General features: G+C 66.7%; 23 protein-coding genes, 1 other RNA gene and 1 pseudogene. 8 read left to right on the forward strand and 17 right to left on the reverse strand.

All coding sequences use genetic code 11. From position 1 onward, the window contains the following. Positions 1 to 17: 17 nt before the first annotated feature. A complete protein-coding gene (locus HTY51_RS14115) occupies positions 18 to 1754 on the forward strand; it encodes a methyl-accepting chemotaxis protein (RefSeq protein ID WP_174253313.1) in 1737 nt (578 codons plus the stop codon). Between the two features lie 7 nt (positions 1755 to 1761). Here the strand turns inward: HTY51_RS14115 and xerC are convergent, their stop codons facing one another. The 3 genes from xerC to dapF are packed head-to-tail and all read right to left on the reverse strand — an operon-like array spanning position 1762 to position 4289. Further along, the gene (gene xerC / locus HTY51_RS14120) at positions 1762 to 2724 is read right to left on the reverse strand and encodes a tyrosine recombinase XerC (RefSeq protein WP_174253314.1); all 963 of its coding nucleotides are present in this window, start codon (positions 2722 to 2724) and stop codon (positions 1762 to 1764) included. A gap of 3 nt (positions 2725 to 2727) precedes the next feature. Next, positions 2728 to 3390: a DUF484 family protein gene (locus tag HTY51_RS14125; RefSeq protein WP_174253315.1), complete on the reverse strand. Its 663-nt coding sequence runs from the start codon at positions 3388 to 3390 to the stop codon at positions 2728 to 2730. Between the two features lie 38 nt (positions 3391 to 3428). Then, positions 3429 to 4289, reverse strand: coding sequence for a diaminopimelate epimerase (dapF, locus tag HTY51_RS14130; RefSeq protein WP_174253316.1), 861 nt, complete (start codon positions 4287 to 4289; stop codon positions 3429 to 3431). A gap of 70 nt (positions 4290 to 4359) precedes the next feature. Here dapF and HTY51_RS14135 point away from each other — a divergent pair, with 70 nt between their 5' ends. Beyond that, positions 4360 to 4905 carry a carboxymuconolactone decarboxylase family protein gene (locus HTY51_RS14135; RefSeq protein WP_174253317.1) on the forward strand — a complete coding sequence of 182 codons (546 nt, stop codon included), beginning with the start codon at positions 4360 to 4362 and terminating at the stop codon, positions 4903 to 4905. 497 nt (positions 4906 to 5402) lie between these two features. On the opposite strand, the gene HTY51_RS14140 is transcribed toward HTY51_RS14135, so the two are convergent. Then, positions 5403 to 6383 carry a tripartite tricarboxylate transporter substrate binding protein gene (locus HTY51_RS14140; protein ID WP_174253318.1) on the reverse strand — a complete coding sequence of 327 codons (981 nt, stop codon included), beginning with the start codon at positions 6381 to 6383 and terminating at the stop codon, positions 5403 to 5405. A 104-nt stretch (positions 6384 to 6487) separates the two neighbouring features. Here HTY51_RS14140 and HTY51_RS14145 point away from each other — a divergent pair. The 4 genes and pseudogenes from HTY51_RS14145 to HTY51_RS14160 all read left to right on the forward strand — a co-directional run. After that, a pseudogene (locus tag HTY51_RS14145) lies at positions 6488 to 7339 on the forward strand (MBL fold metallo-hydrolase); the annotation flags it as partial. Further along, the gene (locus tag HTY51_RS14150) at positions 7336 to 8052 is read left to right on the forward strand and encodes an RNA pseudouridine synthase (protein ID WP_174253320.1); all 717 of its coding nucleotides are present in this window, start codon (positions 7336 to 7338) and stop codon (positions 8050 to 8052) included. The pseudogene HTY51_RS14145 and the gene HTY51_RS14150, both read left to right, overlap by 4 nt. Positions 8053 to 8116: 64 nt before the next feature. Beyond that, entirely contained in the window at positions 8117 to 9340 is a 1224-nt protein-coding gene (locus HTY51_RS14155; RefSeq protein WP_174253321.1) for a YjgN family protein, read from the forward strand. A gap of 3 nt (positions 9341 to 9343) precedes the next feature. Further along, positions 9344 to 10480: a M48 family metallopeptidase gene (locus tag HTY51_RS14160; protein ID WP_174253322.1), complete on the forward strand. Its 1137-nt coding sequence runs from the start codon at positions 9344 to 9346 to the stop codon at positions 10478 to 10480. Positions 10481 to 10706: 226 nt separating this feature from the next. Here the strand turns inward: HTY51_RS14160 and nhaR are convergent, their stop codons facing one another. Next, positions 10707 to 11606, reverse strand: a complete 900-nt coding sequence (gene nhaR, locus HTY51_RS14165; RefSeq protein WP_174253323.1) for a transcriptional activator NhaR — start codon at positions 11604 to 11606, stop codon at positions 10707 to 10709. 134 nt (positions 11607 to 11740) lie between these two features. On the opposite strand from nhaR, the gene HTY51_RS14170 reads away from it, so the two are divergent. Then, entirely contained in the window at positions 11741 to 12274 is a 534-nt protein-coding gene (locus HTY51_RS14170; protein WP_174253324.1) for an Rrf2 family transcriptional regulator, read from the forward strand. 41 nt (positions 12275 to 12315) lie between these two features. Here HTY51_RS14170 and rnpB read toward each other — a convergent pair. After that, positions 12316 to 12644: RNase P RNA component class A (gene rnpB / locus HTY51_RS14175), an RNA gene on the reverse strand. 80 nt (positions 12645 to 12724) lie between these two features. Between rnpB and HTY51_RS14180 the strand changes: the two genes are divergently transcribed. Next, complete coding sequence (locus HTY51_RS14180; RefSeq protein ID WP_174253325.1) at positions 12725 to 14458, forward strand: NAD(P)/FAD-dependent oxidoreductase; 1734 nt, start codon at positions 12725 to 12727, stop codon at positions 14456 to 14458. 30 nt (positions 14459 to 14488) lie between these two features. On the opposite strand, the gene HTY51_RS14185 is transcribed toward HTY51_RS14180, so the two are convergent. The 11 genes from HTY51_RS14185 to HTY51_RS14235 form a co-directional block, all read right to left on the reverse strand. Beyond that, on the reverse strand, positions 14489 to 14779 hold the full coding sequence (locus HTY51_RS14185) for a hypothetical protein (RefSeq protein ID WP_174253326.1): 291 nt from the start codon (positions 14777 to 14779) through the stop codon (positions 14489 to 14491). Continuing rightward, positions 14776 to 17505, reverse strand: coding sequence for an EAL domain-containing protein (locus tag HTY51_RS14190; protein ID WP_174253327.1), 2730 nt, complete (start codon positions 17503 to 17505; stop codon positions 14776 to 14778). The genes HTY51_RS14185 and HTY51_RS14190 overlap by 4 nt, the downstream gene beginning before the upstream one ends. 150 nt (positions 17506 to 17655) lie before the next feature. Next, positions 17656 to 18531 (reverse strand): protease HtpX, encoded by an 876-nt coding sequence (gene htpX / locus HTY51_RS14195; RefSeq protein ID WP_174253328.1) that lies wholly within the window; start codon positions 18529 to 18531, stop codon positions 17656 to 17658. 114 nt (positions 18532 to 18645) lie between these two features. Next, positions 18646 to 19395, reverse strand: a complete 750-nt coding sequence (locus tag HTY51_RS14200; RefSeq protein ID WP_174253329.1) for a DUF3025 domain-containing protein — start codon at positions 19393 to 19395, stop codon at positions 18646 to 18648. Beyond that, positions 19371 to 20411, reverse strand: a complete 1041-nt coding sequence (gene pyrC, locus HTY51_RS14205) for a dihydroorotase (protein ID WP_174253330.1) — start codon at positions 20409 to 20411, stop codon at positions 19371 to 19373. The genes HTY51_RS14200 and pyrC overlap by 25 nt, the downstream gene beginning before the upstream one ends. Before the next feature lie 174 nt (positions 20412 to 20585). Next, entirely contained in the window at positions 20586 to 21323 is a 738-nt protein-coding gene (locus HTY51_RS14210; RefSeq protein ID WP_174253331.1) for an amino acid ABC transporter ATP-binding protein, read from the reverse strand. A 15-nt stretch (positions 21324 to 21338) separates the two neighbouring features. Further along, positions 21339 to 22007, reverse strand: coding sequence for an amino acid ABC transporter permease (locus HTY51_RS14215; protein WP_174253332.1), 669 nt, complete (start codon positions 22005 to 22007; stop codon positions 21339 to 21341). 1 nt (position 22008) lies between these two features. Further along, the gene (locus tag HTY51_RS14220) at positions 22009 to 22731 is read right to left on the reverse strand and encodes an amino acid ABC transporter permease (RefSeq protein WP_174253333.1); all 723 of its coding nucleotides are present in this window, start codon (positions 22729 to 22731) and stop codon (positions 22009 to 22011) included. A 114-nt stretch (positions 22732 to 22845) separates the two neighbouring features. After that, a complete protein-coding gene (locus HTY51_RS14225; protein ID WP_174253334.1) occupies positions 22846 to 23745 on the reverse strand; it encodes an amino acid ABC transporter substrate-binding protein in 900 nt (299 codons plus the stop codon). Between the two features lie 118 nt (positions 23746 to 23863). Next, on the reverse strand, positions 23864 to 24790 hold the full coding sequence (locus HTY51_RS14230) for a LysR substrate-binding domain-containing protein (protein WP_174253335.1): 927 nt from the start codon (positions 24788 to 24790) through the stop codon (positions 23864 to 23866). 36 nt (positions 24791 to 24826) lie between these two features. Next, positions 24827 to 26644 carry an ABC transporter ATP-binding protein/permease gene (locus HTY51_RS14235; protein ID WP_174253336.1) on the reverse strand — a complete coding sequence of 606 codons (1818 nt, stop codon included), beginning with the start codon at positions 26642 to 26644 and terminating at the stop codon, positions 24827 to 24829. Positions 26645 to 26678 lie beyond the last annotated feature (34 nt).

Below are 26678 nucleotides of genomic sequence, written 5' to 3' on the forward strand. Positions count from 1 at the left end.
AGCCCGAGGAGATAAGCATGCGATTGAAGGACGTCAAGCTGGGAACCAAGCTCATGGGGGGCTTCATCCTGGTCCTGTTTCTGGCCGCCATCCAGTCCGTATTGGCCGTCTTCGGCACGAACGCGCTGAACGCCAACTCCCAGCAGGTCTCGGACCACCTCCTGCCCAGCGCCCTGCACACGGGTTTCCTCGGCACCCAGGCCAGCCGCCTGCGCGCGGCGCAGTTCCAGCACCTGCTGATTTTTGGCGAGGACGAGCGCCGGGCTATCGAAAAGCAGATCGAGGGCCTGCGGGAGGCCGTCAACACCGAGTCGCAGGCCTACGCCCGCATCATCAAGGCCGGTGAAGAGACCTCCCATTTCGACAAGTTCCAGGGCGAATGGAAGAAGTACCAGGCGCAGCAGGCCGAGATCGTGGGGCTGGCACGCCAGCGCCGTGACGAGGAAGCCATGGACATCCTCAAGGGTCCGGGGCTGCAGACCTTCGACGCCATGCTGGCCGAGTTGCGCGCGCTGTCCGAGTTGTCGCAGGACGGCTCCATCCTGGCGCGTGACACGAATGCCAGCCTGCAGCGCAATGTGATGATCGGCAATCTGGGCGCCCTGCTCGTGACCATCGTGCTGGGCCTGCTGATCGCCCGCACCCTGAGCCGCGCCATCTCGGGCGGCGTGGGATACGCCGCCAGCCTGGCCAGCAAGGTGGCCCAGGGCGACCTGAGTTCCCCCATCAACCCCAACACCCACGACGAGATCGGCACCCTGCTGCATTCCCTGCGCGACATGCAGTCCTCACTGGCCCAGGTGGTCTCGCGTGTGCGCCAGGGCAGTGAAAGTGTCTCCACCGCCAGCTCCGAGATCGCCCAAGGCAACCACGACCTGAGCGCGCGCACCGAGTCCCAGGCCAGCGCCCTCGAAGAAACCGCGGCCAGCATGGAAGAGCTCTCCTCCACCGTGAAGCAGAACGCCGACAACGCCCGGCAGGCCAACCAGCTGGCCCAGAGCGCCAGCACGGTGGCCGTCAAGGGCGGCGAGGTGGTGGCCCAGGTGGTCGACACCATGAAGGGCATCAACGACAGCGCGCGCAAGATCCACGACATCATCAGCGTGATTGACGGCATTGCCTTTCAGACCAACATCCTGGCTTTGAACGCCGCGGTGGAAGCCGCGCGCGCCGGCGAGCAGGGCCGGGGCTTTGCCGTGGTGGCCAGCGAGGTGCGCAGCCTGGCCGGGCGCAGCGCCGAGGCCGCCAAGGAGATCAAGAACCTGATCACCGACAGCGTGCAACGGGTCGAGCAGGGCAGCGCCCAGGTCGACCAGGCCGGCGCCACCATGAACGAGGTGGTGGCCGCCATCCGGCGTGTGACCGACATCATGGGAGAGATCAGCTCGGCCAGCACCGAGCAGAGCCAGGGCGTCAGCCAGATCGGCGAGGCCATCACGAGCATGGACCAGACCACGCAGCAGAATGCGGCGCTGGTGGAGCAGATGGCCGCCGCCGCCAGCAGCCTCAAGAGCCAGGCGCAGGACCTGGTGCAATCGGTGGCGGTGTTCAAGCTGGCCGCCGGAGCCAGCACCCCGCCCCCCGTAGCGGCCGCGCGGCCGGCTGCGGCGATACGCGCCCCCGCGCCCCGACAGCCCCCGGGGCAGGCACGCCGCCTGGGCGCGCCTGCCGCCCCCAAGGCGGCAGCGCCGGCCCTGGCCACGGCGCCAGCCAGATCGTCCGCTGGCGCCGACAGCGACTGGGAAACTTTCTAGGAAATCTTCAGCCCTTGCCGGGTATCTTGCTGCGCGCGCGCGGATGCGCCGCGTCATAGGCGCGTGCCAGGTGCTGGAAATCGAGCCGGGTGTAGACCTGCGTCGTGCTGATATTGGCATGGCCCAGCAGTTCCTGCACCGCGCGCAGATCGCTGCTGGACTGCAACACATGGCTGGCGAAGGAGTGGCGCAGCATGTGCGGATGCACGGGCGTGGCCAGCCCGGACTGCAGGCTACGGCGTTTGAGGCGTAACCAGATGGATTGCGGCGTCAGGCGCGTGCCGTTGCGGCCGATGAAGAGCGCCACCTGCTCGGCCGGCACACCGGCTTGGGCGCGCAAGCCCAGCCAGCGCTTGAGGGCTGACATCGCGGCCGAGCCCACCGGCACGCTGCGCCGCTTGCTGCCCTTGCCCAGCACGTGCGCCTCACCGGCCTGCAGGTCAACCCAGCCGCGCGCTGCGGCACTGGCCGCCACGTCCAGACCGGTCAACTCGCTCACGCGCAGGCCGCTGCTGTAGAGCAACTCCACCATGGCAGCATCGCGCGCCTCCAGCCAGGGATCGTTGTCTTCCGCATGGAAACCGGCCAATTGCACGGCATCGTCGACGCTCAGGGCCTTGGGCAGGGGCTTGGCCGCCTTGGGGGCGCGCACATCCTGCACCGGGTTGCTGGCCACCAGCCCTTCGCGCCCGAGCCAGGCATAAAAACCCCGCCAGCCGGAAAGAATGAGCGCGATGCCGCGCCCGCTGCGCCCACCGCCGTGCATCTGCGCGATCCAGCGGCGCACGTGGGCGCTGTGCACCTGCAGCAGGGGCACCTGGGCCAGGGTCGAGAATTCGGCCAGTTTTTGCAGGTCCAGCGCGTACAGCTCGACGGTGCGCTGCGCCAGGCGTTTTTCGACCCGTACGTGCTCAAGATAGCGCTCGATCAGTATTTGATCCGCGTCATCCGGCACAGCGGGGCTCGTCATGCCTTACCTCAAGGGTGTCAGCGCCGCACTTGCCACCTCGGCGATGCGCGACAGGAAGTCCGTGCCCATGGTGCTGGTGTAGCGCTGGGCGTCGGGCGAGGCCAGCACCAGCATGCCGAAGGCCGGGCCGTTGCTGCCGGCTTCCAGGGACCGCAGCGGCAGCAGGGCCAATGAGATGGCCTGCGATGGATGGGCCAGCCAGCCGGTGGCTTCGAAACCGGAATTGACACCGCAGAAGGGCTCGCGCAGGGAGTTGGCCAGCAGGCGCGCATCCTCGCTCACGCCTTGCGCAAAAGATGCACCGGCGAAATCCGGATTCACGTCCCAGACCCGGATGGCGACCTGCGGCACGGCAAACTGCAGCTGGATCGACTCGGCGATCGCCTCGGGCAGGGCGTCCGCATCCTGCGTGAGAAACAGGTCGCGCGCCCAGCACAACATGCGGTCGGACAGCGCCAGGTTATCGCTGCCGTGGCGGATCATCTCGATCAGCCGGCCTTCGAGCATGCGGATCTTCTCGCGCAGCATCTCGGCCTGGCGTTCCTGCAGGCTGACCGTGCGCCGGCTGTGCGGACTGATCAGGCGCACGGCGGCCAGCAGGTCGGCCTGGCGCTCGAAGAACTCGGGGTTGGTCTGCAGGTAGTTGGCGATGTCTTGTTCGGTCATGGGGAGCTTGAGCGTTGAGCGTTCGGGGTTGAGCAGGATCAGAGGGCGGGCACGTCGACTTCGCCCTGGAACACGGTGGTCGCGGGCCCGGTCATGAACACAGGAGCCTCGTTGCCGGCCCATTCAATCGTGAGCATGCCACCACGCGTCTGCACGTCCACGCGCGCATCGAGCTGGCCCAGGCGGATGCCGGCCACCACGGCCGCGCAGGCCCCGGTGCCGCAGGCCAGGGTCTCGCCGGCACCGCGCTCCCACACGCGCAGCTTGACGTGCGTGCGGTCGACCACCTGCAGGAAACCGGCGTTGACGCGGCGCGGGAAGCGCTTATGGTTTTCGATCAAGGGCCCTTGCGCCTGCACGGGCGCCGTCTCCACATCGGCCACCAGCTGCACCGCATGCGGGTTGCCCATGGAGACCACGGCCACCGGCACGGTGACGCCATCGACTGGCAAGGGCCAGGTCACCCAGCCCCCATGGGTCAGGGGCGTGAGGCCAGCGCCATCGAAGGGGATGCGCGGCAGCTCGAAGATGGGGGCGCCCATGTCCACCGTGACACGGCCGTCGGGCGTGAGGCGCGGCTCGATCAGACCGCCCAGGGTCTGCACGCGGATCACATCCTTGGTCGTCAGCCCCTGCTCGCGCACGTAGCGCGCGAAGCAGCGCGCGCCGTTGCCGCACTGCTCGACCTCGGCGCCGTCGGCGTTGTGGATCACATACTCGAAATCGATGCCTGCAGCGGGCGCCGGGCGCACGGTCAGGATCTGGTCGGCGCCGACGCCGAAGTGGCGGTCGGACAGCCAGCGGTACTGGGCAGTGGACAGGCCGAGCCGCCCCCGGGTTTCGTCGAGCACGACGAAGTCATTGCCCGCACCCTGCATCTTGGTAAAGCGGATACGCATGGCGACAAATTATCCGCCCATTCAAGGTTTATCCTTGAGGCCTCCCTCCGCCACCGACGAGAAAACAACGATGCGACTGCCCGAATGGACCCCCGAGCGCAAGCCCCAACCGCAGGACCTGGTGGACGCCATCCTCGCGCGCCGCGGCGGCACCCTGATCAACCTGGACAAGGCCCTGCTGTGGAGCGAGCCCCTGGCACGTGGCTGGAACACCTACCTCAAGGCCGTCCGTAGCGAACTGCCCACCAGCCTCAAGCTGCGCGAACTCGGCATCTGCACCGTGGCCCTGCTCACCGGCGCCAAATACGAGTATCACCACCACGCCCCGGATTTCCTGGGCGCCGGCGGCACGCAGGCGCAACTGGATGCGCTCAACGCTTTCGTCAAGACCGATCCGCGCGGCATCCCGCGCGATCCCTCCTTGAACGAGCTGGAAACGCTGGTGATCCGCTACGCCGCGCAGATGACGCTGGACGTGAAAGTGACCGATGAAGTCTTCGACGCCCTGCGCCAGCATTTCAACGAGACCCAGATCGTCGAGCTGACCAGCGCGATTGCGACCTACAACATGGTGGCGCGATTTCTGGTGGCCTTGCAGGTCACGCCGGAAAGCTGACTTCTTTTTGTTGGGCCTCTGTTCCACAGGGCTTCTTTCCCCCACTCACTCCCCCGCCCTCTCCCGCCCCGCCGGGCGGAAGAGGGGGCTTGGATTTGGCTTCTGGTCTCCGATTCAGCTTCTACGACGCAGACGTCGCCACTTTTTTCTTCTGGGCAATATTTCACGCCTACGGTCGTAGAGACCTCTGTGGACACAGGCTCGGCTCCGGCTGGCTACTGCGTGCCAGCAGCGAGACGAGAGCGGGGAAAGGGGCCTGTCTGTGCTGCGCCCGTCCCTGGCCATTGACTACGACCGTTGCCCTGAAATCTCCGCGTGAAGTCGCGGTGGCAAAGCCTCGCCCGTGATTCCGTCGCCGGCGCGCGCGGTCAAATGAGGCTCCCCTCTTCCGCCCGGCGGGGCGGGAGAGGGGTTGGGGGAGTGAGTGGGGGAAAAGAAGCCCAGCAGAATGCAGCTTCTTCAGAGGAAGCAAACCGCAATTGGCAACGACAACAGCGTCAATCCGGCTTGATGTTGTTGTCCTTCACCACCTTGGCCCAGATGTCCATCTGGCGCTCGATGAAGGCCTGGCCAACCTGGGGCGTGCCGCCGAGCACGTCGATGCCCTGGCTCTCCAGCCGCTTGGCGACTTCGGGGTTCTTCATGACCTTGTTGATGGCGTCATTCATGCGCTGCACGATGGCCGGCGGCGTCTTGGCCGGGGCCAGCACGGCCCACCAGGCCGGTGCGTCGAAACCGGCAAAACCGCTCTCGGCGATGGTCGGCACACTGGGCAACTGCGGCGCCCGCTTGGAAGTCGTTACCGCCAGGGCGCGCATGCGCTGGCTGTCGATGTGCGGCTTGACCACGAACACCGACCCGATGGCCAGCGGCACGTGGCCGGCGACTGCGTCGTTCATCAGCGGGCCGCCGCCCTTGTAGGGGATGTGGTTGAAGCTCATGCCACCGTTGCGCCCCAGCAGTGCCATGGCCAGGTGGCCCAGGCTGCCCGAGCCGATGGAGCCGTAGCTCGCACCCTTGGCCGCCTTACCTGAGGCCACCACATCGGCAAAGCTCTTGAACTCGGAGCCGGCGTGCGTGGCCAGCACCATGGGCGAGGTGCCAATCACGATAACCGTGCTCAGGTCCTTCTTCGAATCGAAGGGCAGGTTGGGAATCAGGCTGGGGTTGACGCCATGGGTGTCGAAGACCACGGCGAAGGTGTAGCCGTCGGCCGGCGCTGCAGCCACGGCGGCCGCACCGATGGAGCCGGATGCACCGCCCTTGTTCTCGACAATGATGTTCTGCCCCAGCTCCTGCTGCAGGTGGGGCGCCAGCAGGCGCGAGACCTGGTCCACCGAGCCACCGGGAGGGAACACCGCCACCAGCTTGATGGCCTGACGGGCCGGCCATTCCTGGGCCAGCGCGCCCTGGGCCAGGCCCAGGCAGGCGGCGCCGGCCAGCGCCAGCAGCAGGCGCAAGGGGGTTCTCTTGTTCATGTCCGTGTCTCCTATAGAGTTGGGGTTGTCGTTGCATCCTAAGTCCAAAGCCCCGCATGTCCACCCCGCAACAACCCCAGTCCGGCCTGCTGGCCGCGCCCGCCTGGCAGCACGAGTTGGCCGTGGCCCTGCTGCCGCACGTGCGGCGCCTGACCGCTCCCAACCCGGGGCTGATGACCGGCCCCGGCACCAACAGCTACCTCGTCGGTGAAAGCGCCACGGGCTGGCTGGTCATCGACCCGGGGCCGGACGAGCCCGCCCACATCGAGCGCCTGTGGCAGGCGACGGGCGGCGACATCCGCCTCATCGTCTGCACCCATTCGCATGCCGACCATGCGCCGGCCGCGCGCCCCCTGCAGGCCCTGTGTGCACAGCGCGGCGGCGGCACGCCGCCGGTGCTGGGCCTGCCTTCGGCGCCCACGGCCAAGCCCGGCAGCCTTTTCGTGCCGGACCGGGCCCTGGCCGACGGCGAGCCCCTCACGCTGCAGGCTGCCGACGGACAAGCGCGCCACACCCTGCAGGTCATCCACACGCCGGGCCACGCGGCCAACCACCTCTGCCTGCTGCTGGCGCAGGACGGCCTGCTGTTCTCGGGTGACCACATCCTCAACGGCAGCACCACGGTGATCAATCCGCCCGACGGCCAGATGACGGCCTACCTGGACGCGCTGGACGCGCTGGACGCGGCCTGTGTCACCCTGGGCCTGGGCTACATCCTGCCGGCGCACGGCCACGTGATGGACGAGGCACGTACCGTCATCGCGAAGCTGAAAGCCCACCGGCTGGCGCGCGAAGCCAAGGTGCGGGTCGCCATGCAGGCGCGACCGCAAGGCACGCTGGATGACTGGGTGGCCCTCGCCTATGACGACGTCCCGCAAGACATCTGGCCGCTGGCCAAGCGCTCGCTGCTGGCCCATGTCGAACGCCTGCAATCCCTTGCAGGTGGCACACCATGAGTGAACCCGTGCGCCTATCCAAACGAGTGGCCGCCCTGCTTCCTTGCTCGCGCAAGGAAGCAGAACAGTACATCGAAGGCGGCTGGGTCCGGGTCAACGGCCAGGTGGTCGAAGAGCCCCATTTCCGGGTGCTGGACGAGAAGGTCGAGCTCGACCCGGAGGCCCGGCTGATGGAGCTGCCACCGGTGACGCTGCTGCTGCACAAACCCGCCGGCCAGGCCGCGCCCCTGCAGCTCTTGAGCGCAGCCACCCATTGGCAGGACGACCCCAGCGGCATCCGCGTGCTCAAGCGCCACTTCAGCCAGCTCACCCCCCTGGTCCCGCTGGAGCCTGCGGCCAGCGGCATGCTGGTGTACAGCCAGGACTGGCGCGTGGCACGCAAACTGACCGAAGACGAGCGCCTGATCGAGGTGGAAGTGACGGTCGAAGTCCAGGGCGAGGTCTCGGCCGCCCAGCTGGCGCTGCTGATGCGGGACACCGACACACGCGGGCAGCCGCTACCGATGGTCAAGGCCAGCCTCAACAGCAGCGCCGAGGGCCGCAGCAAATTGCGTTTTGCCATCAAGGGCGTGCACCCCGGCCTGATCGCCTATGTGTGCGAACGCGCAGGCCTGCAGATCCTGGCCATGAAACGCATCCGCATCGGCCGCGTGCCCATGACCCAGCTGCCGCCCGGACAGTGGCGCTATCTGCAGGCGAACGAGCGCTTCTAGGGTCGCGCCTGCGCGCCCGCGGCGCTGCTAAACTGCCTGCGCAAAGCACATTACAGGGGGAGAGATGGACAGCACAACACAGCGCCACGGCATCGCCGCCTACCGGCTGCGGTTTTCCGGCAGCGGCGGCGAGTACTTCCGCGTCTGGATCATCAACCTGCTGCTGTCCATCGTCACGCTGGGCCTGTACACCCCCTGGGCCCGCCGGCGCACCGCGCGTTATTTCTACGACCACACCGTGATCGCCGGCAGCCCGCTGGAGTTCACCGCGCCGCTGCGCAAGATGGTGGTGAGTTTCATCCTCTTCGTCCTGCTCTACCTGGCCTACAAGATCGCCGCCGAGACCGGGCAGGAGACCATGGTGCTGGTCTTCATCGTGGGCGCCGCCCTGCTGGCGCCCTACCTCTGGGGCAGCGCCATGCGCTTTCGCCTGGCCAGTACACGCTGGCGCGGCCTGCAACTGCACTTTGCCGCCCGCTGGAAGGACGTCTACCTGGCCAGCTGGCCCATCTTCCTGATGGCCGCGATCTGGGTGGCCATCAACTACGGGCTCGATGCCCTGGCCGCCGACCTGCCCGCCCCAGCCGCGCGCACCTCACGCGGCGCCCCCGCGCCCGCCTGGCCCGCCGTGAGCCCGCCCATGTGGGGGCTGATCGCCCTGGGCATCGTGCTCAGCGTGCTGTGCGTCATCCGCGTCGAGTTCAACTACAAGAGCCTGCTGGTGCTGCGCGCCGGCATCGGCAAGCAGCGTGGCCGCTGGAAACCAGTCTACAGCGACTTCGTGCGCATCTGGGGCGCCACCATCGTGGTGTTCCTCGCCGGGGTAGCGCTGGTGCTGGCCCTGGGCGCCGGCCTGATCTTCTCCGCCCAGGCCCTGTTCGAGAACATGCGCGGCATGGGGCTGCTGCAGTTCATCCTCATCATCGCCTTCGTGCTAGCGGCCCTGCTGGCCCTGGTCATCGCCTCGGCACCGGCGCGTGCCTACCGCGAGGCCCGCATGTTCAAGCTGATCTGGAGCAATGTGGGCCTGAGCCAGATCGCCCGCTTCAAATGCGATCTGCAGCACTGGGCCTTTGTGCGCCTGCGCATCAAGAACATCCTGCTCACCTTCCTGACCCTGGGCTTCTACCGCCCCTTCGCCCGCGTCAGCGAATACCGCATGAAGTCCGACTCGGTCACCCTGCATGTCAAGGGCGGGCTGGACCAATTGGTCGGCGAGCTGGTGCACCAGCAGGACGGCCTGGGCGATGCGCTGGCCGACGCCGCCGGCCTTGACATCGTCGGCTGACCAATGGCCACGCCACCGAAGCCGGCCGCCCCCATCCGGGCCAAATGGTTCAACGGCCGCCACAGCCGCGCGCGCGAGGTGATGATTGCGCTGGAGCCCGGCCCGCGGGGCCCGGCCCTGCACCTGCATGTGCTGGACCTGCCCCATGCCGCCTCGCGCCGCTTCGAATACGGCGAGGTCGAGTGGCCCCCGTTATGGAGCGCGGGGCGCGCCCCGGAACGCATCACCGTGGCGCTGCGCGACCACGGCAGCGTGGAGATCGACCAGCCCCAGGCCTGGCAGTTGGCGCTGGCCGCCGCCGGCGCCCGCCCCAGTCTGGCGCAGCGCATGCAGACCCGCTGGCCCGTGCTGCTGGGCGTGCTGCTCTTGGCCGTGGCCGGCCTGCTGGCCTTCTACCGCTGGGGCACGCCCTGGGCTGCGGCGCAACTCAGCCGTCACGTGCCGCTGGCCTGGGAACTCAGCCTGAGCCAGCAGGCCCTGGCGCAGATCGACCAGGCCTGGCTCAAGCCCAGTCAACTCGATCCGCAACGCCAGGCCGAGTTGCGCACGCAATTCACCGAATTGCTGGCCCGCCTGTCCCCGCAGCTCAAGCGTTATCCGGCCTACGCCCCGCGCTACGAGCTGCACTTTCGCCGCGGCATGGGCCCCAACGCCTTTGCCCTGCCGGGCGGCACCCTGGTGATGACCGACGAACTGGTCGAGACGGCCGCCAAACAGGGCCTGGGCGACGACGCGCTGCTGGGCGTGCTGGCGCACGAGATCGGCCACGTCGAGCACCGCCACGGCACCCGGCTGGTGGTCGAACAGGGCGTGCTCAACGTCGGCCTGGGGCTGGCCCTGGGTGACGTCTCCAGCCTGGTGTCCATGACCAGCACGGTCCTGACCGGCCTGGCCTACCGGCGCCAGCACGAGAACGAATCCGACTGCTTTGCGCTGCAGCTGATGACCCTGGCGCAGCGTCCCACCGCCCCCATGGCCGACCTGCTGCTGGGCATGTCCGGCCGCGGCAAGGCCACAGCCGAGCCGGCCGCCAAAGCCGGCGGCAGCACGATGGGCGACTGGTTCAGCACCCACCCGGCCACGCCGGAGCGCGCCGAGCGGCTCAAGGCCGGGCTGGGCGCCGCCACCTGCCCGGGCTGAAGTCCTGGCAGCCTGCGAACAGAACTTGTGAAGAAATCGTAGCGAGCAGCCCGAGCGCAAGGCGGACGGAGCGCAGCCACCGGAACGTACTTTCCGTACGTGAGGATGGCGACAACGCAGTTGCGGCGCAGGCTAACTTTCGTGGAGCGAAAGTTAAGCGCAGCGGCCAGAGCCAACACCGCCCAACGCGGCGATCGGGTTGCGCAGTAGATTTATTCGCAAGTTCTCAGGCGCGGAACAGTCGGCCGCGCGCTGCCTGCGTGATGGCGGCCACCGCCGGGTGCTTGATGCGCCGCTCCACCGAGACCGCATAGAACTCCTCGACCAGCTCCTCATCGCCGCGCCCGAGCACCTCCACGCCGTAATGGGCCACGGTCTCGGCTTCGAGCACGCTGGGCGACATGAACACCCCGCGCCCCTCACGACCGAAGGCCGTCATCAGCGCGCCGTCGTCGAACTCGCCCACGAAACGCGGCTGGATCTGATGGCGCGCCAGCCAGGCGTCGAGCTGCTGGCGCACCGAGGAAGCCGCCCCCTGGATCAGCATGGGCGCGCCATGCAGACACTGCGGGAAAGCCCCCTGCAGCTGGCTGCGCAGCGCCGGGGCGCAGAAAAAGCTCATGCGCGAGGTGCCCAGGGCGTGGTTGTAGGCTTTCACGCTGATGCGCCGCGTCAGCGGTTCGTCGGCAATCACCAGGTCCAGCCGGTGCAGGGCCAGTTGCGCCAGCAGGTCGGGAAACTTGCCTTCCACGCCGATCAGGCGCACCGGCAGCTCCAGGTCCATGGCCGGCTCCAGCAGGCGGTAGGCCACCGACTTGGCCACCGAGTCCGCCACCCCCACACGGAAGTCCAGCACCCGCGGCCCGCTCAGCGGCTGGCGCAGGGCGGCTTCCAGTTCGGCCCCGAGTGTGAAGATCTCGTCGGCATAGCCCAGGGCCACGCGACCGTCATCGGTCAGCTCGAGCTGGCGGCCGCTCTTGCGAAACAGCTTGCGCCCCAGTCGCTCTTCCAGCAGCTTGATCTGCCCGGACAGCGTCTGGGGTGTTGTATGTAACTGCTCACCCGCTCTCAAGATACCGCCAGATCTGGCTGCGACCCAGAAATAATGCAGATGTTTGAAATTCATGGGAACTCTTTCACTTCGGTTTTCTCGAAGTAATTATCCTGAAAATTCGAATTTACCGGAAGATCGATGCGCCCTACAGTTCTTTGTGCGGACGCTTTCCGTCCGTGCCCTCTGTCTGCAGAAAGGAAACTGCCATGCGTTTAAGCGCCAAGAGCCGGTTTGCCGTCGCCGCCATGATTGATCTCGCCTTGCGCGAGAGTTCGGGGCCTGTGCCCCTGAACTCCATCGGGCAAAGGCTGCAGATCTCCCTGTCCTATCTGGAACAACTCTTCAGCAAGCTGCGTCAGCAAGGGCTGGTGGAGAGCACGCGCGGGCCGGGCGGGGGTTACACCCTGGGCCGCAGCGCCCAGCTCATCAGCGTGGCCGACATCATCCGTGCCGTCGAGGGGACTCGTGCCCTGCAGGCCGATGCCGCCACCGAGGCCGGTGAAGCCGGCTGGCAGCTGACACAGGATCTGTGGAGCGGTCTGAACAGCCGCATGATGGAGCACCTGCAGTCCATCAAGCTGTTGCAGCTCTGCCAGGAACAGCGCGCCAAGGGTGTGCCGGTCGAGGAGCGCCCCGCCAGCCGGCGCGGCATCTTCACCCAGCGCAAGTCCGAGGCCCCCAAGGTGACCGTGCCGAACTCGGTGTTCGCCCTGGCCGGCGCGCTGGCCACCAAACGCTGAAAAAGAAAGGGGCGCTGCCCAGGCAGCGCCCCTGCTGATAAGTGTGAAGTCAGCCGATAAGCCGGATTCTGTGCGCCGCGGTTGCCCGCGGTGTGACCGCCATTAATCTGGGCCGGGGGTCGCCCCACCGGCTCGGTGCTACCTACCCGCACACTCGGGGGGCCCCGTCAGCGTGTGCCTATTTGGTATTGCTGCGCGTAGAGATTGCCCGTTTCACCCGCAGCGGGTTGCCCCACTGCGACTCGTCTCTGTTGCTCTGATCCTCACCTCACGGTGGAGAGGTGTTACCTCCTACGCTGCCCTGTGCAGTCCGGACGTTCCTCCAGTGCCTGGTTTCCCAGATTGCACCAGCGGCGGTCTGGCTGACTTCACAGCGTGATTATCCCAGCAAGACCGGAATGGTGCCGCCGCGTATCATGGCGACCTTCTTCTGCTTGATCACCACAAGCCATGATCCGACTGACCGAACTCAAGCTGCCGCTGGAGCACGCCCCCGAGGCGCTGCCTGCGCTCATCGCCAGGACGCTGGGCATCGCGCCCGGCGACATCAGCCAGCACACCGTCTACAAGCGCAGCTTCGACGCGCGCAAGGCCGAGCTGCAGCAGGTCTACATCGTCGACGTGGCACTGCCGCCCGCACTGGAGGCAACGCTGCTGGCCCGGTTCGCCCAGAACCCGCACATCCGCCCCAGCCCGGATCTCGTCTACCACCCGGTCGCGCAGGCCCCCGCCGGTCTGCAGGAGCGGCCCGTGGTGGTGGGTTTCGGTCCCTGCGGCATCTTTGCCGCGCTGCTGCTGGCACAGATGGGCTTCAGGCCCATCGTGATCGAGCGCGGCACGAAGGTGCGCCAGCGCACCCAGGACACCTGGGGCCTGTGGCGCAAGCACGTCCTCAAGCCGGAGTCGAACGTGCAGTTCGGCGAGGGCGGCGCCGGCACCTTCAGCGACGGCAAGCTCTACAGCCAGATCAAGGACCCGCGGCACCTGGGCCGCAAGGTCATGCACGAGTTCGTGTTGGCCGGCGCACCCGAGGAGATCCTGGTCGAGGCGCACCCGCACATCGGCACCTTCAAGCTGGTCAAGGTGGTGGAAAACATCCGCGAGCAGATCATCGCGCTGGGCGGCGAGATCCGCTTCGAGCAGCGCGTGACCGATGTGCTGCTGGACGACGCGCCTGGGGGGAAACGACTGCGCGGCCTGACGGTGCTGGACCTGGCCACCGGCACGCCCTACGAGTTGCGCGCCTCGCATGCGGTGATCGCCCTGGGCCACAGCTCACGCGACACCTTCGCTATGCTGTGGGACCGCGGCGTGAGCATGTCGGCCAAGCCCTTCTCGATCGGCTTTCGCATCGAGCACCCGCAAGGCCTGATCGACCGGGCCCGCTGGGGCAAATACGCCGGCCATCCCCTGCTGGGCGCGGCCGACTACAAGCTGGTGCATCACGCGAAAAACGGCCGTGCTGTCTACAGCTTCTGCATGTGCCCGGGCGGCACGGTGGTGGCCGCCACTTCGGAGCCGGGCCGCGTGGTGACCAACGGCATGAGCCAGTACTCGCGCAACGAACGCAACGCCAATGCCGGCATCGTGGTCGGTATCGAGCCGACGGACTACCCGGACGGCATCCGCGACGTGGCCGACTGGCAGGCCGCCTTCGGTGCCGAGGATGGCCTGCGCTACGCCCTGCAGGCCGCCGCCATGGCGCAGCAGCAGCCCGCGCAACACCACCCGCTGGCGGGCATCGTGCTGCAACGCAAGCTGGAGGCGCAGGCCTACGTGCTGGGTGGTTGCAACTACGAAGCACCGGGCCAGCTGGTGGGTGACTTCATCGCCGGCCAGCCGTCGACCGACTTCGGCAACGTGCTGCCCTCCTACAAACCGGGGGTGCACCTGGGCGATCTGCACGCCGCCCTGCCCGCTTATGCCATCGAGGCCATGCGCGAAGCACTGCCCGCCTTCGGCCGCAAGATCAAGGGCTTCGACATGCCGGACGCCGTCCTGACCGGCGTGGAGACGCGCACCTCCTCGCCACTGCGGATCCCGCGAGGTGACGATCTGCAAAGCCTGAACGTGCGCGGGCTCTACCCGGCCGGCGAGGGCGCGGGTTATGCCGGCGGTATCCTGTCCGCCGGTGTGGACGGCATCAAGGTGGCCGAGGCGCTGGCGCTGGATCTGCTGGCCTGAACCGGCCTGGCACCCCACGCGCACGGGACCTCAGTTCGTCGGCGGCGCCTTCGGTTTTTCCGGCGGCGACACGGGTTTGGACTTGCGCACGCGCGGCGGCGGCGGCGTGTCGGTGCCGGGCGGCGCCGGCAAGGCCTCGGGCCCGCAGGCCGCACGCACCGCCGCCCCGTAGCTTGTCAGCGGGTACTGCGCCGGATCCATCTCGGCGCGCTTCTTGAACTCGTTGTAGTCCGCCCAGGCCTGCTCGCAGGTTTGTGCCGTGGCCGCACCAACCATGCCCAGCAGGGCCAGCAAAACCCCTGTCCTGATGTATGACTTCATGGCATCCCTACCTTCTCGCTGCTTGATGATGATCGCGTCGCCTGCGCCATGAAATCGGCCAGGGCCTGGGCTTCCATGGGCCGGGCAAAGTGATAGCCCTGGGCCTCGTCACAGGCGAACTCGCGCAACAGGGCCAGCGTGGCCGCATCTTCCACGCCTTCGGCCATGGTACGCAGGTTCAGGCTGCCCGCCATCTGGACGATGGCGCGCACGATGGCGGCATCGTCCGGGTCGCTGGCCAGGTCGCGGATGAAACTCTGGTCGATCTTGAGCTTGTCGACATCGAAACGCTTGAGGTAGGAAAGGCTCGAATAGCCGGTCCCGAAGTCGTCGATGGACAGCTTCACGCCCAGTTGCTTGAGTTGGCGCACGCTGCTGAGCACGCTTTCGGTATCGTGGATCAGGATGGATTCGGTCAGTTCCAGTTCCAGCAGATGCGGGTCAAAACCGGTGGCCTGCAGCGCCCGGGCGATAGTCTGCTCCACGTCGCCACGGCGGAACTGCACGGCCGACAGGTTCACCGCCATGATGAGCGGCGGCAGGCCGGCGCTGCGCCAGGCCACGGCCTGGCGGCAGGCCTCCTGGATCACCCACTCGCCGATCGGCACGATCAGGCCGCTGTCCTCGGCCACCGGGATGAAGCGCGCCGGTGAAATCAGGCCGTCCTCGGGGTGGCGCCAGCGGATCAGGGCCTCGACCCCGATCACCCGGCCACTGGCGAGCTCGAACTGCGGCTGGTAGTGCAGCTCGAACTCCCCCAACGCAAGAGCGCGCCGCAGTCCGCTCTTGAGGTGCAGGTGCTCAACCGCCTCGACGTTCATCTGCTCGTCGAAGAAACGGTAGTGGTTGCGCCCGGCGTCCTTGGCGCGGTACATCGCCGTATCGGCCTTCTTCAGCAGGGTATCGAAATCGCGACCATCGTCGGGATAGAGCGCCACCCCGATCGAGGCCGAGGTGGTGAGTTCATGGCCCTCCACCAGAAAAGAGGCCTGCAGGCGCTCACGGATCTTCAGCAGCACGGGCGGGATGGCCTCGGTCCCGGCCAGGTCGGGCAGCACGATCAGGAACTCGTCGCCGCCCTGGCGGCTGATGGTGTCGGTCTCACGCACGCACTCGCCCAGACGGCGGGCGATTTCCTGCAGCAGGGCATCCCCCACGGCGTGACCCAGCGAATCGTTGATGGTCTTGAAGTTGTCCAGGTCCAGGAACAGCAGGGCCACCTTGCTGCGCGTGCGCTCGGCATGGGCCATCGCCTGGCCGAAGCGGTCCAGCAGCAGCTGGCGGTTGGGCAGGCCAGTGAGCACATCGCGGTAGGCCAGGAATTCGATCTGCTCCTCCGCCGCCTTGCGCGCCGTGATGTCGGCCGCGATGGCCAGGTAACCCGTGACCTCCCCCGTGGCATCCCGCAAGGGCGCCAGGGTGGTGCTGAGGTCGAACAAGGTGCCATCCTGTTTCTGGCGCTGCACCTCGAAATCGATGATGTTTTCGCCGCCCAGCACCCGATCGCGCAGCTCCGCCGTCTCGCGCTCCTTGCCGGGCGGCACGCTGAGCAGGGGTTTGCCGACGATCTGCTCGGCACGCCAGCCAAACAGCTTCTCGGCCGCCGGGTTCCAGGCCGTGACGAAACCACGCCGGTCGCGCGTGTAAATGGCAAAGGGCGATGAGCGGATGATGGTCTGGTTCAGCTGCTTTTCGGCGTCCAGCGTGCGGTAGGCCTGCTCGAGCGCGCCCACCGCCGCATACTGGCTGCGCCAGGTGCGATGGATGAAAAACGCAAACACGATGCTCACCAGCAGGAAGAGCAGCACCATGATGGCGGCCTTGTAGGCCTCGCCCCGCCAGGCGACCAGATAGTCCTCTGCGGCCAGGCCGATGACCAGGTGGTAGGCCGTGCCCTGGACGCGGCGGTAGGAGGAAATCCGCTCGACGTTGTCGACGATGGAGCGGGCCTTGTAGGTGGCCTCTGTCCGTCCGCTGCGGACCAGTGCGCGCAAGGCTTCCGAACCGAAGGGACGCCCCACGGTTTGTGACAACTCGCCCGGCAGGGGCTGCCGGACCACCAGCCTGAAATCCTCGTCGAACAGCGTGAACGAACCGCTGGGGCCCACCTGCAAGGGAATGAACTGCTCGATGAACAGGGTCAGCGGCACCGAGCCCTGCACGACCCCGGCAAAACGGCCGTCACGCTGCTGGATGGCGCGCGCCAGGTTGAGCACCCACTTGCCACTGATTCGTCCCTGCACCGGTTTGCCGATCACCAGCCCGGCGCCCGGGTCGGCCTGGAGCTGGAGAAAGTAGTCGCGGTCAGCAATATTGAGCCGGCCGGCAGACCTGACCCCGGTGCCGTGGGTCAGCCACCCTTGCGCATCGGCCACGCGCAGCCCGTCCAGCTCGGGCAGCCGCTGCAGCTTCTGTTCGATGAGCGCCTCGATCAGGGCCGAGGACGCCGCGCCGGGAGCGGCCGATGTCCGCGCGGCCTCACTGGCCACAGTCTGCAGAGCCTGATCGACCACACGGATGGACGCCGCGATGTCGTGCTCCATCAGGCGCGCCAGGTTGGCCGTCGTCACCTCGGCCTGGCGCTCGTACTGCTGCCGGCTCTGCTGCAGGGCCCAGAGGACAAAAGCGATCAGGCCCAGATTGAAGATCACCACGGCAAGCACCAGCCGCGTCATGAAGTTGCGCAGGGCTGGTGCGGCTGTGGGGCGCGATGATGGGGCTGGCATGAAGGGCACAGGTGGTGGTGGCCGCATGCGCTCAGCAGCAAGCGACCTGTGTCATTGTGGACATGTCCCCGACCCGATGCAAGCGATGCCCTGGAAAACGAAAACCCCGGGGAAACACGGATTCCCCGGGGTCGATGTTCAGGTCAGGGCTCAGCCTTGCGCGTTCTGCAGCGCAGCGATGCGCTCTTCGATCGGCGGGTGTGTCGAGAACAGCTGGCCGATGCCGCCGGCGATGCCCATGGCCGCCATGCTCTTGGGCAGTTCGGCCGTGTGCAGGCCGCCCAGGCGCGCCAGGGCGTTGATCATGGGCTGGCGGCGGCCCATCAGCTGCGCGGCGCCGGCGTCGGCGCGGAATTCGCGCTGGCGCGAGAACCAGGCCACGATGATGGCGGCCAGGAAGCCCAGGATGATGTCCATGACGATGGTCGTCACGAAATAACCGATGCCCGGGCCGGAGTTCTCCGAATCGCCCTTGCGCAGGAAGCTGTCCACGGCATAACCGACCACACGGCTGATGAAGACCACGAAGGTGTTCATCACGCCCTGGATCAGGGTCATGGTCACCATGTCGCCGTTGGCGATGTGGGCCACCTCGTGGCCGATCACGGCCTCGACCTCCTCGCGCGTCATGTTGCGCAGCAGGCCGGTGGAGACGGCCACCAGGGCCGAGTTCTTGAAGGCGCCGGTGGCGAAGGCGTTGGGGTCGCCCTCGAAGATGCCGACTTCGGGCATGCCGATGCCGGCCTGGTCGGCGAACTTGCGCACGGTGTTGACGATCCAGGCCTCATCCGGTGTCTGCGGCTGCTCGATGATCTGCACACCGGCGCTCCACTTGGCCACGGGCTTGCTGATCAGCAACGAGATGATGGCGCCGCCAAAGCCCATGATGAGCGCGAAGCCCAGCAAGGCGCCCAGGTTCAGGCCGTTGGCCGTGAGGAAGCGGTTGACGCCCAGCAGGCTGGCCACGATGCCCAGCACGACCACCACGGCGAGGTTGGTCAGGACGAACAGGATGATGCGTTTCATGGTTTCCTTCTCAGACAGCCCGACACATGCGGACCGATGGCGCGAATGGTAAGGGTGAAACCGGCGAATTCAAGCACCCGGGGGGTATTTCCATATCAACTGTGGCGAATTGAGTCATCCGTGGATCGATGCGGGGCGCGGTGGCCGGAACACCTGCGCATCGGCGTAGAAGGCGGCGTCCTGCTGGGCCGGCCACCAGCCGGGCACGCCCAGAACCGGCAGCGGCACGAAGGGTTTTGCGGCCAGCCGTGGCGCCTGCAGATCCTGCGCCAGCCAGGCATCCAGCCCGGCCGGCGCCAGGTCCAGCGGCACACGGTAGACATGGGCAGTGATGGCCTTGCGCGGCGACACCAGCTTCTCCAGCAGGGCGTGGCCGAACAGTGTCAGCCGGGCCTGGGACCACAAGGGTCGCAGGCCGATGAACAGGCGCTGCCAGTCTCGCGCAGCCAGCGACTCCCACAACGCATCGGGGGCCTGCAGCAGGGCGGCGTTCTCGTCGAACACGGTGATGGCATCACGCACGGGCCCGCGCACGGGCAACACGCCATCGGCCGCGATCTGCGCCGCCTGCAGCTGGTTGAGGCGATGTTTGGCCTGCGGGAAATGCAGCCAGACGAGGCCGTTGAAGAAATCGTGCAGGCCGTCGCGGGTGGGCACGCGCTGCTGCTCGAAGATGAACTGCTCGTAGGCCATCCCCGCCGGCAACTCGGCCTGCGACACAAAGCGCACCGGGGCACCGGCACCATCCAGAACGTCGGCGCAGCTGCGACCGGCCTGGACCTGCTGCGCCAGCGGCTCCCCGACAGCGCGATACGGTGCCAGCCAGGGCGCCTGCCAGGCTATGCGGTCCAGACCATGCGCCACGGCAGCGTCTCGCCCGAGCGCAGGGGCTTGAGTTCGGCTTCGCCGAAGGGGAAACTCTCGGGCGGCGTCCAGTTCTCGCGGCGCAAGCGGATCGTCCCCGTGTTGCGCGGCAGGCCATAGAAATCGGCACCGAAGAAGCTGGCGAATCCTTCGAGCTTGTCCAGCGCACCCGCGGCGTCGAAGGCCTCGGCATACATCTCGATGGCGGCGTGCGCGGTGTAGCAACCGGCGCAGCCGCTGGCGTGCTCCTTCAGGTGCACCGGGTGCGGCGCGCTGTCGGTGCCCAGGAAGAACTTCGGGTTGCCGCTGGTGGCCGCGGCCACCAGGGCCTGCCGGTGCACTTCGCGCTTGAGCACGGGCAGGCAGTAGTAGTGCGGGCGGATGCCGCCGGTGAAGATGGCGTTGCGGTTGTAGAGCAGGTGGTGGGCGGTGATGGTGGCGCCGGTGTAGCGGTCGCCCTCCATCACGTACTGCGCCGCCTCTTTGGTCGTGATGTGCTCGAACACGATCTTGAGCTCGGGGAAGTCGCGGCGCAGGGGCTTCAACTGCTGTTCGATGAACACGGCCTCGCGGTCGAACAGGTCGATCTCGGGGCTGGTGACTTCACCATGCACCAGCAGCAACAGGCCCTCGCGCTGCATGGCTTCCAGTGTCTTGTAGGTCTTGCGGATGTCGGTCACGCCGGCATCGCTGTTGGTGGTGGCGCCAGCCGGATAGAGCTTGCAGGCCACCACACCCGCCGCCCTGGCGCGCTCGATTTCCTCGGGCGGCAGCTTGTCGGTCAGGTAGAGCGTCATCAGCGGCTCGAAGTCCACGCCCGCAGGCACGGCGGCGCGGATGCGCGCCCGGTAGTGCGCCGCCTCGTTGGCGGTGGTCACCGGCGGCTTGAGGTTGGGCATGATGATGGCGCGGCCGAACTGGCGCGCCGTGTGCGGCACCACGGCCGCCAGCGCCGCACCGTCGCGCACGTGCAGGTGCCAGTCGTCGGGGCGGGTGAGGGTGATTTCTTGCGTCATGGCGCTATTGTCCCAAAAGCGAGGGACAACCTGGGCCGGCACCCGCAAAAGGCCTGGGGCGAGCGCCGCCGCTCATGTCCCCCGCGGCGGGCTGCGCCCGCTGCTCCTCCTTTACTTCGCTCTGGCGCCCACCCCAGGCCTTCTGCTTGAGCCCTCGCCTGGGATCTTTCGCGCTCAATGCGCCAGGATCTTGTTCAGGAAATCCTTGGTGCGCGGCTGGCGGTTTTCGGGATGGCCGAAGAACTCGTCCTTGCTGCAGTCTTCCAGGATGCGGCCACCGACATCGATGAAGATCACGCGGCTGGCCACCTTGCGGGCAAAACCCATCTCGTGCGTGACCACCATCATGGTCATGCCTTCCTTGGCCAGGCTCACCATCACGTCCAGCACCTCGCCCACCATCTCGGGGTCCAGCGCCGAGGTCGGCTCGTCGAACAGCATCACGATCGGGTCCATGCTCAAGGCACGGGCAATCGCCACGCGCTGCTGCTGGCCGCCGGAGAGCTGGCCGGGGAACTTGTCCTTGTGCGCCATCAGGCCCACGCGGTCCAGCATCTTGAGGCCACGGACCTTGGCTTCATCCATGCTGCGGCCCAGCACCTTGACCTGCGCGATGGTCAGGTTTTCGGTCACGGAAAGATGAGGGAACAGTTCGAAGCTCTGGAACACCATGCCCACGCGCGAGCGCAGCCTGGGCAGGTCGGTCTTGGCGTCATAAAGGTTGACACCGTCCACCAGGATCTCGCCCTGCTGGATAGGCTCCAGGCCGTTGACGGTCTTGATCAGCGTGGACTTGCCCGAGCCCGAGGGGCCGCAGACCACCACCACGTCACCCTTGCTGATGCTGACCGAGCAGTTGTTGAGCACCTGCACCGGGCCATACCACTTCGAAACGTTCTTGATTTCAATCATCTTGTACTCCGATGCTTAACGGACGATGGCAATCTTGGCCTGCAGGCGCTTGACGAGCCAGGACAGGGCAAAACACATCACGAAATACACCACGGCGGCCAGCAGGTAGGCCTCTTCGGGCCGGCCGTAGATCTTGCCGGCATTGGTGAAACCCTTGAGCAGGTCGTAGGCGCCGATGGCGTAGACCAGCGAGGTGTCCTGGAACAGGATGATGGTCTGCGTCAGCAGCACCGGCAGCATGTTGCGGAAGGCCTGCGGCAACACCACCAGGCGCATGTTCTGGCCATACGTCATGCCCAGGGCCTGGCCGGCGAAGACCTGGCCGCGCGGGATGGACTGGATACCAGCGCGCATGATCTCGCTGAAGTAGGCCGCCTCGAAGGCGATGAAGGTGATGATGGCCGACACCTCGGCGCCGATGGGCTTGCCGATCAGGAAAGGAATCAGCAGGAAGAACCACAGGATCACCATCACCAGCGGGATGGAGCGCATGCCGTTGACGTAGATGGTGGCCGGCAGCATCAGCGCCTTCTTGCCGGACAGGCGCATGAGCGCCAGCAGGGTCCCGAAGAAGATGCCGCCCAGCGTGGCGATGAGGGTCAGCTTGATGCTGAACCACAGGCCGCCCAGCACGAACTTGCTGATGATGTCCCAGCTCAGGAAGGTGAGGTCGAGGCCTAGCATGTCAGTGTCCCCCGCCCGTGCCGCCCGCGACGATGAAACCGGGGATCTGCACCCGCTTCTCGATATAGGCGAAGACGCGGTTGACCGCGAAGGCCGACAGCATGTACAGCGCCGTCACCGCCAGGTAGACCTCGACACCGCGCGAGGTTTCTTCCTGCGCCTGCATGGCGAACATGGTGAGTTCGGCGATCGACACGGCAAAGGCCACGGCCGAGTTCTTCAGCAGGTTCATGGACTCGCTGGTCAGCGGCGGCAGGATGATGCGAAAGGCCATGGGCAGGATCACGTAGCGGTAGGCCTGCGCCGTGGTGAAGCCCATGGCCAGGGCCGCGTAACGCTGCCCGCGCGGCAGGGCCTGGATGCCGGCGCGCACCTGCTCGGCGATGCGTGCCGAGGTGAAAAAACCCAGGGCGAAGACCACCAGCACGAAGCCCGGCACCTGCTGGAACAGCGGGAACATCTTGGGCACCACGAAGTACCAGAGGAAGACCTGCACCAGCAGCGGGATGTTGCGGAACAGCTCGACCCAGGCCGTGGCCAGGCGCACCAGCCAGGGGCTGTCCTGCAGGGTGCGCAGCGTGCCCATGAGGGCGCCCATCACCACCGCCACCACCCAGGAACTGCCGGCCACGGCCAGCGTCCAGCCCCAGGCGTCGATCATCCATTCCAGATAGGTGCGGCCGCTGCCGTCGTCGTTGAGGAATACCTGCCAGTCCCAGCTCATGTGCGGTGTCTCCGTGTGGCCTGACGCATTTTGCGTCGCCTTCCATGCCCAAGCAAAAACCCCGCCCGGATGGTGTCCGGGGCGGGGTTTTTCCTGTGCAAAGTCCTGCGCCCTTTATTTCTTGGCGTAGTCTTCCATGGGCTTGTCGTTCGGGGCAGCCCAGGCACCCTTGGTGCTGTCGCTGACGGCCAGGCCCACCTTGTTGTTCTTCGGGGGGATGGGCTGCATGAACCACTTGTCGTAGATCTTGGCCATCTCGCCGGACTGCATCATGCCCTTGAGCGTGTCGTCGGCCAGCTTCTTGAAGGCCGGATCGTCCTTGCGCAGCATGATGGCAATCGGTTCGACCGAGAGCACCTCGCCCACGATCTTGAAATCGGCCGGGTTCTTGGCATTGGCAATGTTGCCGGCCAGGATGGAGCCGTCCATCACGAAGGCGTCGGCACGGCCGGACTCGAGCAGCAGGAAGCTGTCGGCGTGGTCCTTGCCGTAGATCTCATTGAAGTTGATGCCCTGGGCGCGCTCGTTCCTGCGCAGCGTCTGCACCGAGGTGGTGCCGGTGGTGGTGGCCACGTTCTTGCCATTGAGCTGGGCAATCGAGGTCAGGCCGGAGTTGGCCTTGACCGCCATGCGCACTTCCTCCACGAAGGTGGTCACGGCAAAGGCCACGTCCTTCTGGCGGGTGGCATTGTTGGTGGTGGAGCCGCACTCGATGTCGACGGTGCCGTTCTGGGTCAGCGGGATGCGGTTCTGCGAAGTCACCGACTGGTACTTCACCTCCAGCTTCTTGCCGACGGCCTTCTCCACATTGGCCACGATGCGCTGGCACAACTCCACGTGGAAGCCGGCGTACTTGCCGTCACCCAGGGTGTAGGACAGGGCGCCGGAAGAGTCACGCACCCCCATGGTGATGCTGCCCGAGGCCTTGACCTTGGCCAGGGTGTCATTGCCCTGGGCCTGAGCCCCAGCAGCGAGGGTGGTGACGATGGCGAGTGCCAGCAGATGCTTCTTCATGCGTAACTCCTAAAAAGAGAAATTCAGACTGTGAGTATCCAGCAAATCCCGTGCCGGGATATGCCCCCTGGGGTGATTAAAGAGCGGCTGCCGTCATTTTGGCAACACAGGTCTACCCTCATGCACCCGGCCCGCCCCCCGCCAGAAAACGCCAGAGTGCCTCGGCCGTGCGCTTGGGCGTCTGTTTGCCTTGGGGTTTCTCCCGATACAGGCGCATGTCCATGGTGATCTGCAGACCACTGGCAGGTGCAGCACTGACCAGCCGCCCGGCCTGCAGATCATTGCGCACCGCGCTGTGCGGCAGGAAGGCCAGGCCATGGCCTTCGAGCGCCATGGCCTTGAGGCCTTCGGCCATGTCGGTCTCGTAGACACGGTCCAGATGGATGGCCGTGCCCGCCTGCTTGAGCATGAAATCCACCACCTGCCCCAGGTAGGCGCCCGGTGCATACCCCAGGTAGGGCAAGGGCAACTCGGCACGCCCGGGCAGCGGAAACAGCGGCTGGCCCTGGGCATCGGGCCGTGCATACGGCGCGATGGTCTCCTGCCCCAGGCTGACGAGCTCGTAGCGCTCCGCATCGAGCTGGAAGGGGTGCGAAGGGTGGTGATAGGCCAGCAGCAGGTCGCAGCTGCCTTCGGTCAGGCGGATCACCGCATCGTGCACGTTCAACGCGATCAACCGGCTCTTGAAGGGGCCGAAGTTTTCGCGCAGGCTGGAGACCCAGGCCGGGAAGAAAGTGAAGGCCAGGGTGTGCGGCACGGCGAACTCGATCACATCCTCGCCGGCCGCCGTGTGGCTGCGCAGCATGGCACGGGTGTGCTGCAGGGCCTGCAGCATCTCCAGCGCCTGGCCATAGAGGGTTTCACCGGCGGGCGTCAGGCGCGTGGGGTAGGCGCTGCGGTCCACCAGGTCGGTGCCGGCCCAGGCCTCCAGAGACTGGATACGGCGCGAGAAGGCCGGCTGGGTGACGTGGCGCAACTGGGCCGAGCGGCTGAAACTGCGCGTCTCGGCCAGACTGACGAAATCCTCAAGCCACTTGGTTTCCATGGCGCGGATTATGCGGCGACCGGCCCGTGCCGGGGCTCATTCCGCGCTCTGCTGCAAGGCCCACATACGCGCATAGCTGCCGTTGCGGGCCAGCAGCGCACTGTGCGAGCCCCGCTCGACGATGCGTCCGGCCTCCATGACCAGGATCTCGTGCGCATCCACCACCGTCGAGAGGCGGTGCGCGATCACCAGCGTGGTCTTGCCCTGGGCCACGCCCCTGAGTTCGGCCTGGATGGCACGCTCATTGGCCGAGTCCAGGGCCGAGGTGGCCTCGTCGAAGATCAGCACGGGCGGGTTCTTGAGCAAGGTACGCGCAATCGCCACGCGCTGCTTCTCGCCGCCCGAGAGCTTGAGCCCGCGCTCGCCCACCATGGTGTCGTAGCCCCTGGGCGTAGCGGCGATGAAGGCATGGATGTGGGCGGCGCGTGCCGCCTCCTCCACCTCGGCGCGGCTGGCGCCGGGACGACCGTAGGCGATGTTGTATTCCACCGTGTCGTTGAACAGCACGGTGTCCTGCGGCACGATGCCGATGGCCTGCCGCAGGCTGGACTGCGTGACCTGGCGGATGTCCTGACCGGCGATGGTGATGCGGCCGTCGCTCACGTCGTAGAAACGGTAGAGCAGGCGCGCCAGGGTCGACTTGCCCGCCCCGGAGGGGCCGACCACGGCCACGGTCTTGCCAGCCGGGATCTCGAAACTCACCTCATGCAGGATGGCACGCGCCGGCTCGTAGGAGAAGCTGACGCGCTCAAACCTCACCTCGGCCTGCGCCACCTGCAAGGGCAGCGCCCCCGGCGCATCGGCCACCTCACGCTCGCGCTCCAGCAGGGTGAACATCTTGTCGATGTCGGTCAGGCTCTGCTTGATCTCGCGGTAGAGCACACCCAGGAAACCCAAGGGGATGTAGAGCTGGATCATCAGGGCGTTGATCATGACCAGATCACCCAGGGTCATGCGGCCGTCGATCACGCCCTGGGTGGCGCGCCACAGCATGGCCACCAGGCCGGTGGCAATGATGAGCTGCTGCCCCGTGTTGAGCAGGCTCAGGCTGGTCTGGCTCTTGACGGCGGCGCGGCGGTAGTGCTCCAGGTTCTCGTCGTAACGGCGCGCCTCGAACTCCTCGTTGTTGAAGTACTTGACCGTCTCGTAGTTGAGCAGCGAGTCGACCGCACGGCTGTGCGCGGTGGAATCGAGTTCGTTCATGCGGCGGCGGAATCGCGTGCGCCATTCGGTCACAGTGACCGTGAAGGCGATATAGCTCACCAGGGCCGCCAGCGTGATCCAGACAAAACCGAAGTCGAACTTCACCGCCAGCAGCGTGAGCACCAGCGTGAATTCGATCAGCGTGGGCACGATGCTGTAGAGCGAGTAGGAGATGAGCGAGTGCACGGCGCGCGTGCCGCGCTCGATGTCGCGTGTCATGCCCCCGGTCTGGCGCTCCAGGTGGAAACGCAAGCTCAGGGCATGCAGGTGGCGGAAGACCTGCAGCGAGATGGTGCGCGCGGCGCCTTCGGTGGCCTTGGCGAAGACCAGTTCACGCAACTCGGTGAACAGCGAGGTCATGAAACGCAGGGCGCCGTAGGCCAGCAACAGCGCCGCCGGCACCAGCCACAAAGCGGCGGGGTCGCTGGGGCGCAGGCCCATGCCGTCCACCAGTTCCTTGAGCAGCAGGGGCACGCCCACGTTGGACAGCTTGGCGCCCACCATGAAGCTCAGCGCCGCGATGACACGCCACTTGTAGGCCCAGAGGTAGGGGAACAGTCGCTGCAGCGTGGACCAGTCGGAACGCGGCACGCCTGCGGAGGACGGGGCGGCAGGAGAAGAAGAGGCGGCAGTTTCACCGTAGCGGCGCATGGGGGACAATCCGGTGATAGTTTTTCCGAGATTG

The sequence above is a fragment of the Rhodoferax sp. BAB1 genome, from assembly GCF_013334205.1.
Lineage (GTDB): Bacteria > Pseudomonadota > Gammaproteobacteria > Burkholderiales > Burkholderiaceae_C > Hylemonella.

Coding starts and splice junctions, on each gene's coding strand:
- HTY51_RS14115 (WP_174253313.1), top strand. CDS start 18: ATGCGATTGAAGGACGTCAAGCTGGGAACCAAGCTCATGGGGGGCTTC.
- xerC (WP_174253314.1), bottom strand. CDS start 2,724: ATGACGAGCCCCGCTGTGCCGGATGACGCGGATCAAATACTGATCGAG.
- HTY51_RS14125 (WP_174253315.1), bottom strand. CDS start 3,390: ATGACCGAACAAGACATCGCCAACTACCTGCAGACCAACCCCGAGTTC.
- dapF (WP_174253316.1), bottom strand. CDS start 4,289: ATGCGTATCCGCTTTACCAAGATGCAGGGTGCGGGCAATGACTTCGTC.
- HTY51_RS14135 (WP_174253317.1), top strand. CDS start 4,360: ATGCGACTGCCCGAATGGACCCCCGAGCGCAAGCCCCAACCGCAGGAC.
- HTY51_RS14140 (WP_174253318.1), bottom strand. CDS start 6,383: ATGAACAAGAGAACCCCCTTGCGCCTGCTGCTGGCGCTGGCCGGCGCC.
- HTY51_RS14150 (WP_174253320.1), top strand. CDS start 7,336: ATGAGTGAACCCGTGCGCCTATCCAAACGAGTGGCCGCCCTGCTTCCT.
- HTY51_RS14155 (WP_174253321.1), top strand. CDS start 8,117: ATGGACAGCACAACACAGCGCCACGGCATCGCCGCCTACCGGCTGCGG.
- HTY51_RS14160 (WP_174253322.1), top strand. CDS start 9,344: ATGGCCACGCCACCGAAGCCGGCCGCCCCCATCCGGGCCAAATGGTTC.
- nhaR (WP_174253323.1), bottom strand. CDS start 11,606: ATGAATTTCAAACATCTGCATTATTTCTGGGTCGCAGCCAGATCTGGC.
- HTY51_RS14170 (WP_174253324.1), top strand. CDS start 11,741: ATGCGTTTAAGCGCCAAGAGCCGGTTTGCCGTCGCCGCCATGATTGAT.
- HTY51_RS14180 (WP_174253325.1), top strand. CDS start 12,725: ATGATCCGACTGACCGAACTCAAGCTGCCGCTGGAGCACGCCCCCGAG.
- HTY51_RS14185 (WP_174253326.1), bottom strand. CDS start 14,779: ATGAAGTCATACATCAGGACAGGGGTTTTGCTGGCCCTGCTGGGCATG.
- HTY51_RS14190 (WP_174253327.1), bottom strand. CDS start 17,505: ATGCCAGCCCCATCATCGCGCCCCACAGCCGCACCAGCCCTGCGCAAC.
- htpX (WP_174253328.1), bottom strand. CDS start 18,531: ATGAAACGCATCATCCTGTTCGTCCTGACCAACCTCGCCGTGGTGGTC.
- pyrC (WP_174253330.1), bottom strand. CDS start 20,411: ATGACGCAAGAAATCACCCTCACCCGCCCCGACGACTGGCACCTGCAC.
- HTY51_RS14210 (WP_174253331.1), bottom strand. CDS start 21,323: ATGATTGAAATCAAGAACGTTTCGAAGTGGTATGGCCCGGTGCAGGTG.
- HTY51_RS14215 (WP_174253332.1), bottom strand. CDS start 22,007: ATGCTAGGCCTCGACCTCACCTTCCTGAGCTGGGACATCATCAGCAAG.
- HTY51_RS14220 (WP_174253333.1), bottom strand. CDS start 22,731: ATGAGCTGGGACTGGCAGGTATTCCTCAACGACGACGGCAGCGGCCGC.
- HTY51_RS14225 (WP_174253334.1), bottom strand. CDS start 23,745: ATGAAGAAGCATCTGCTGGCACTCGCCATCGTCACCACCCTCGCTGCT.
- HTY51_RS14230 (WP_174253335.1), bottom strand. CDS start 24,790: ATGGAAACCAAGTGGCTTGAGGATTTCGTCAGTCTGGCCGAGACGCGC.
- HTY51_RS14235 (WP_174253336.1), bottom strand. CDS start 26,644: ATGCGCCGCTACGGTGAAACTGCCGCCTCTTCTTCTCCTGCCGCCCCG.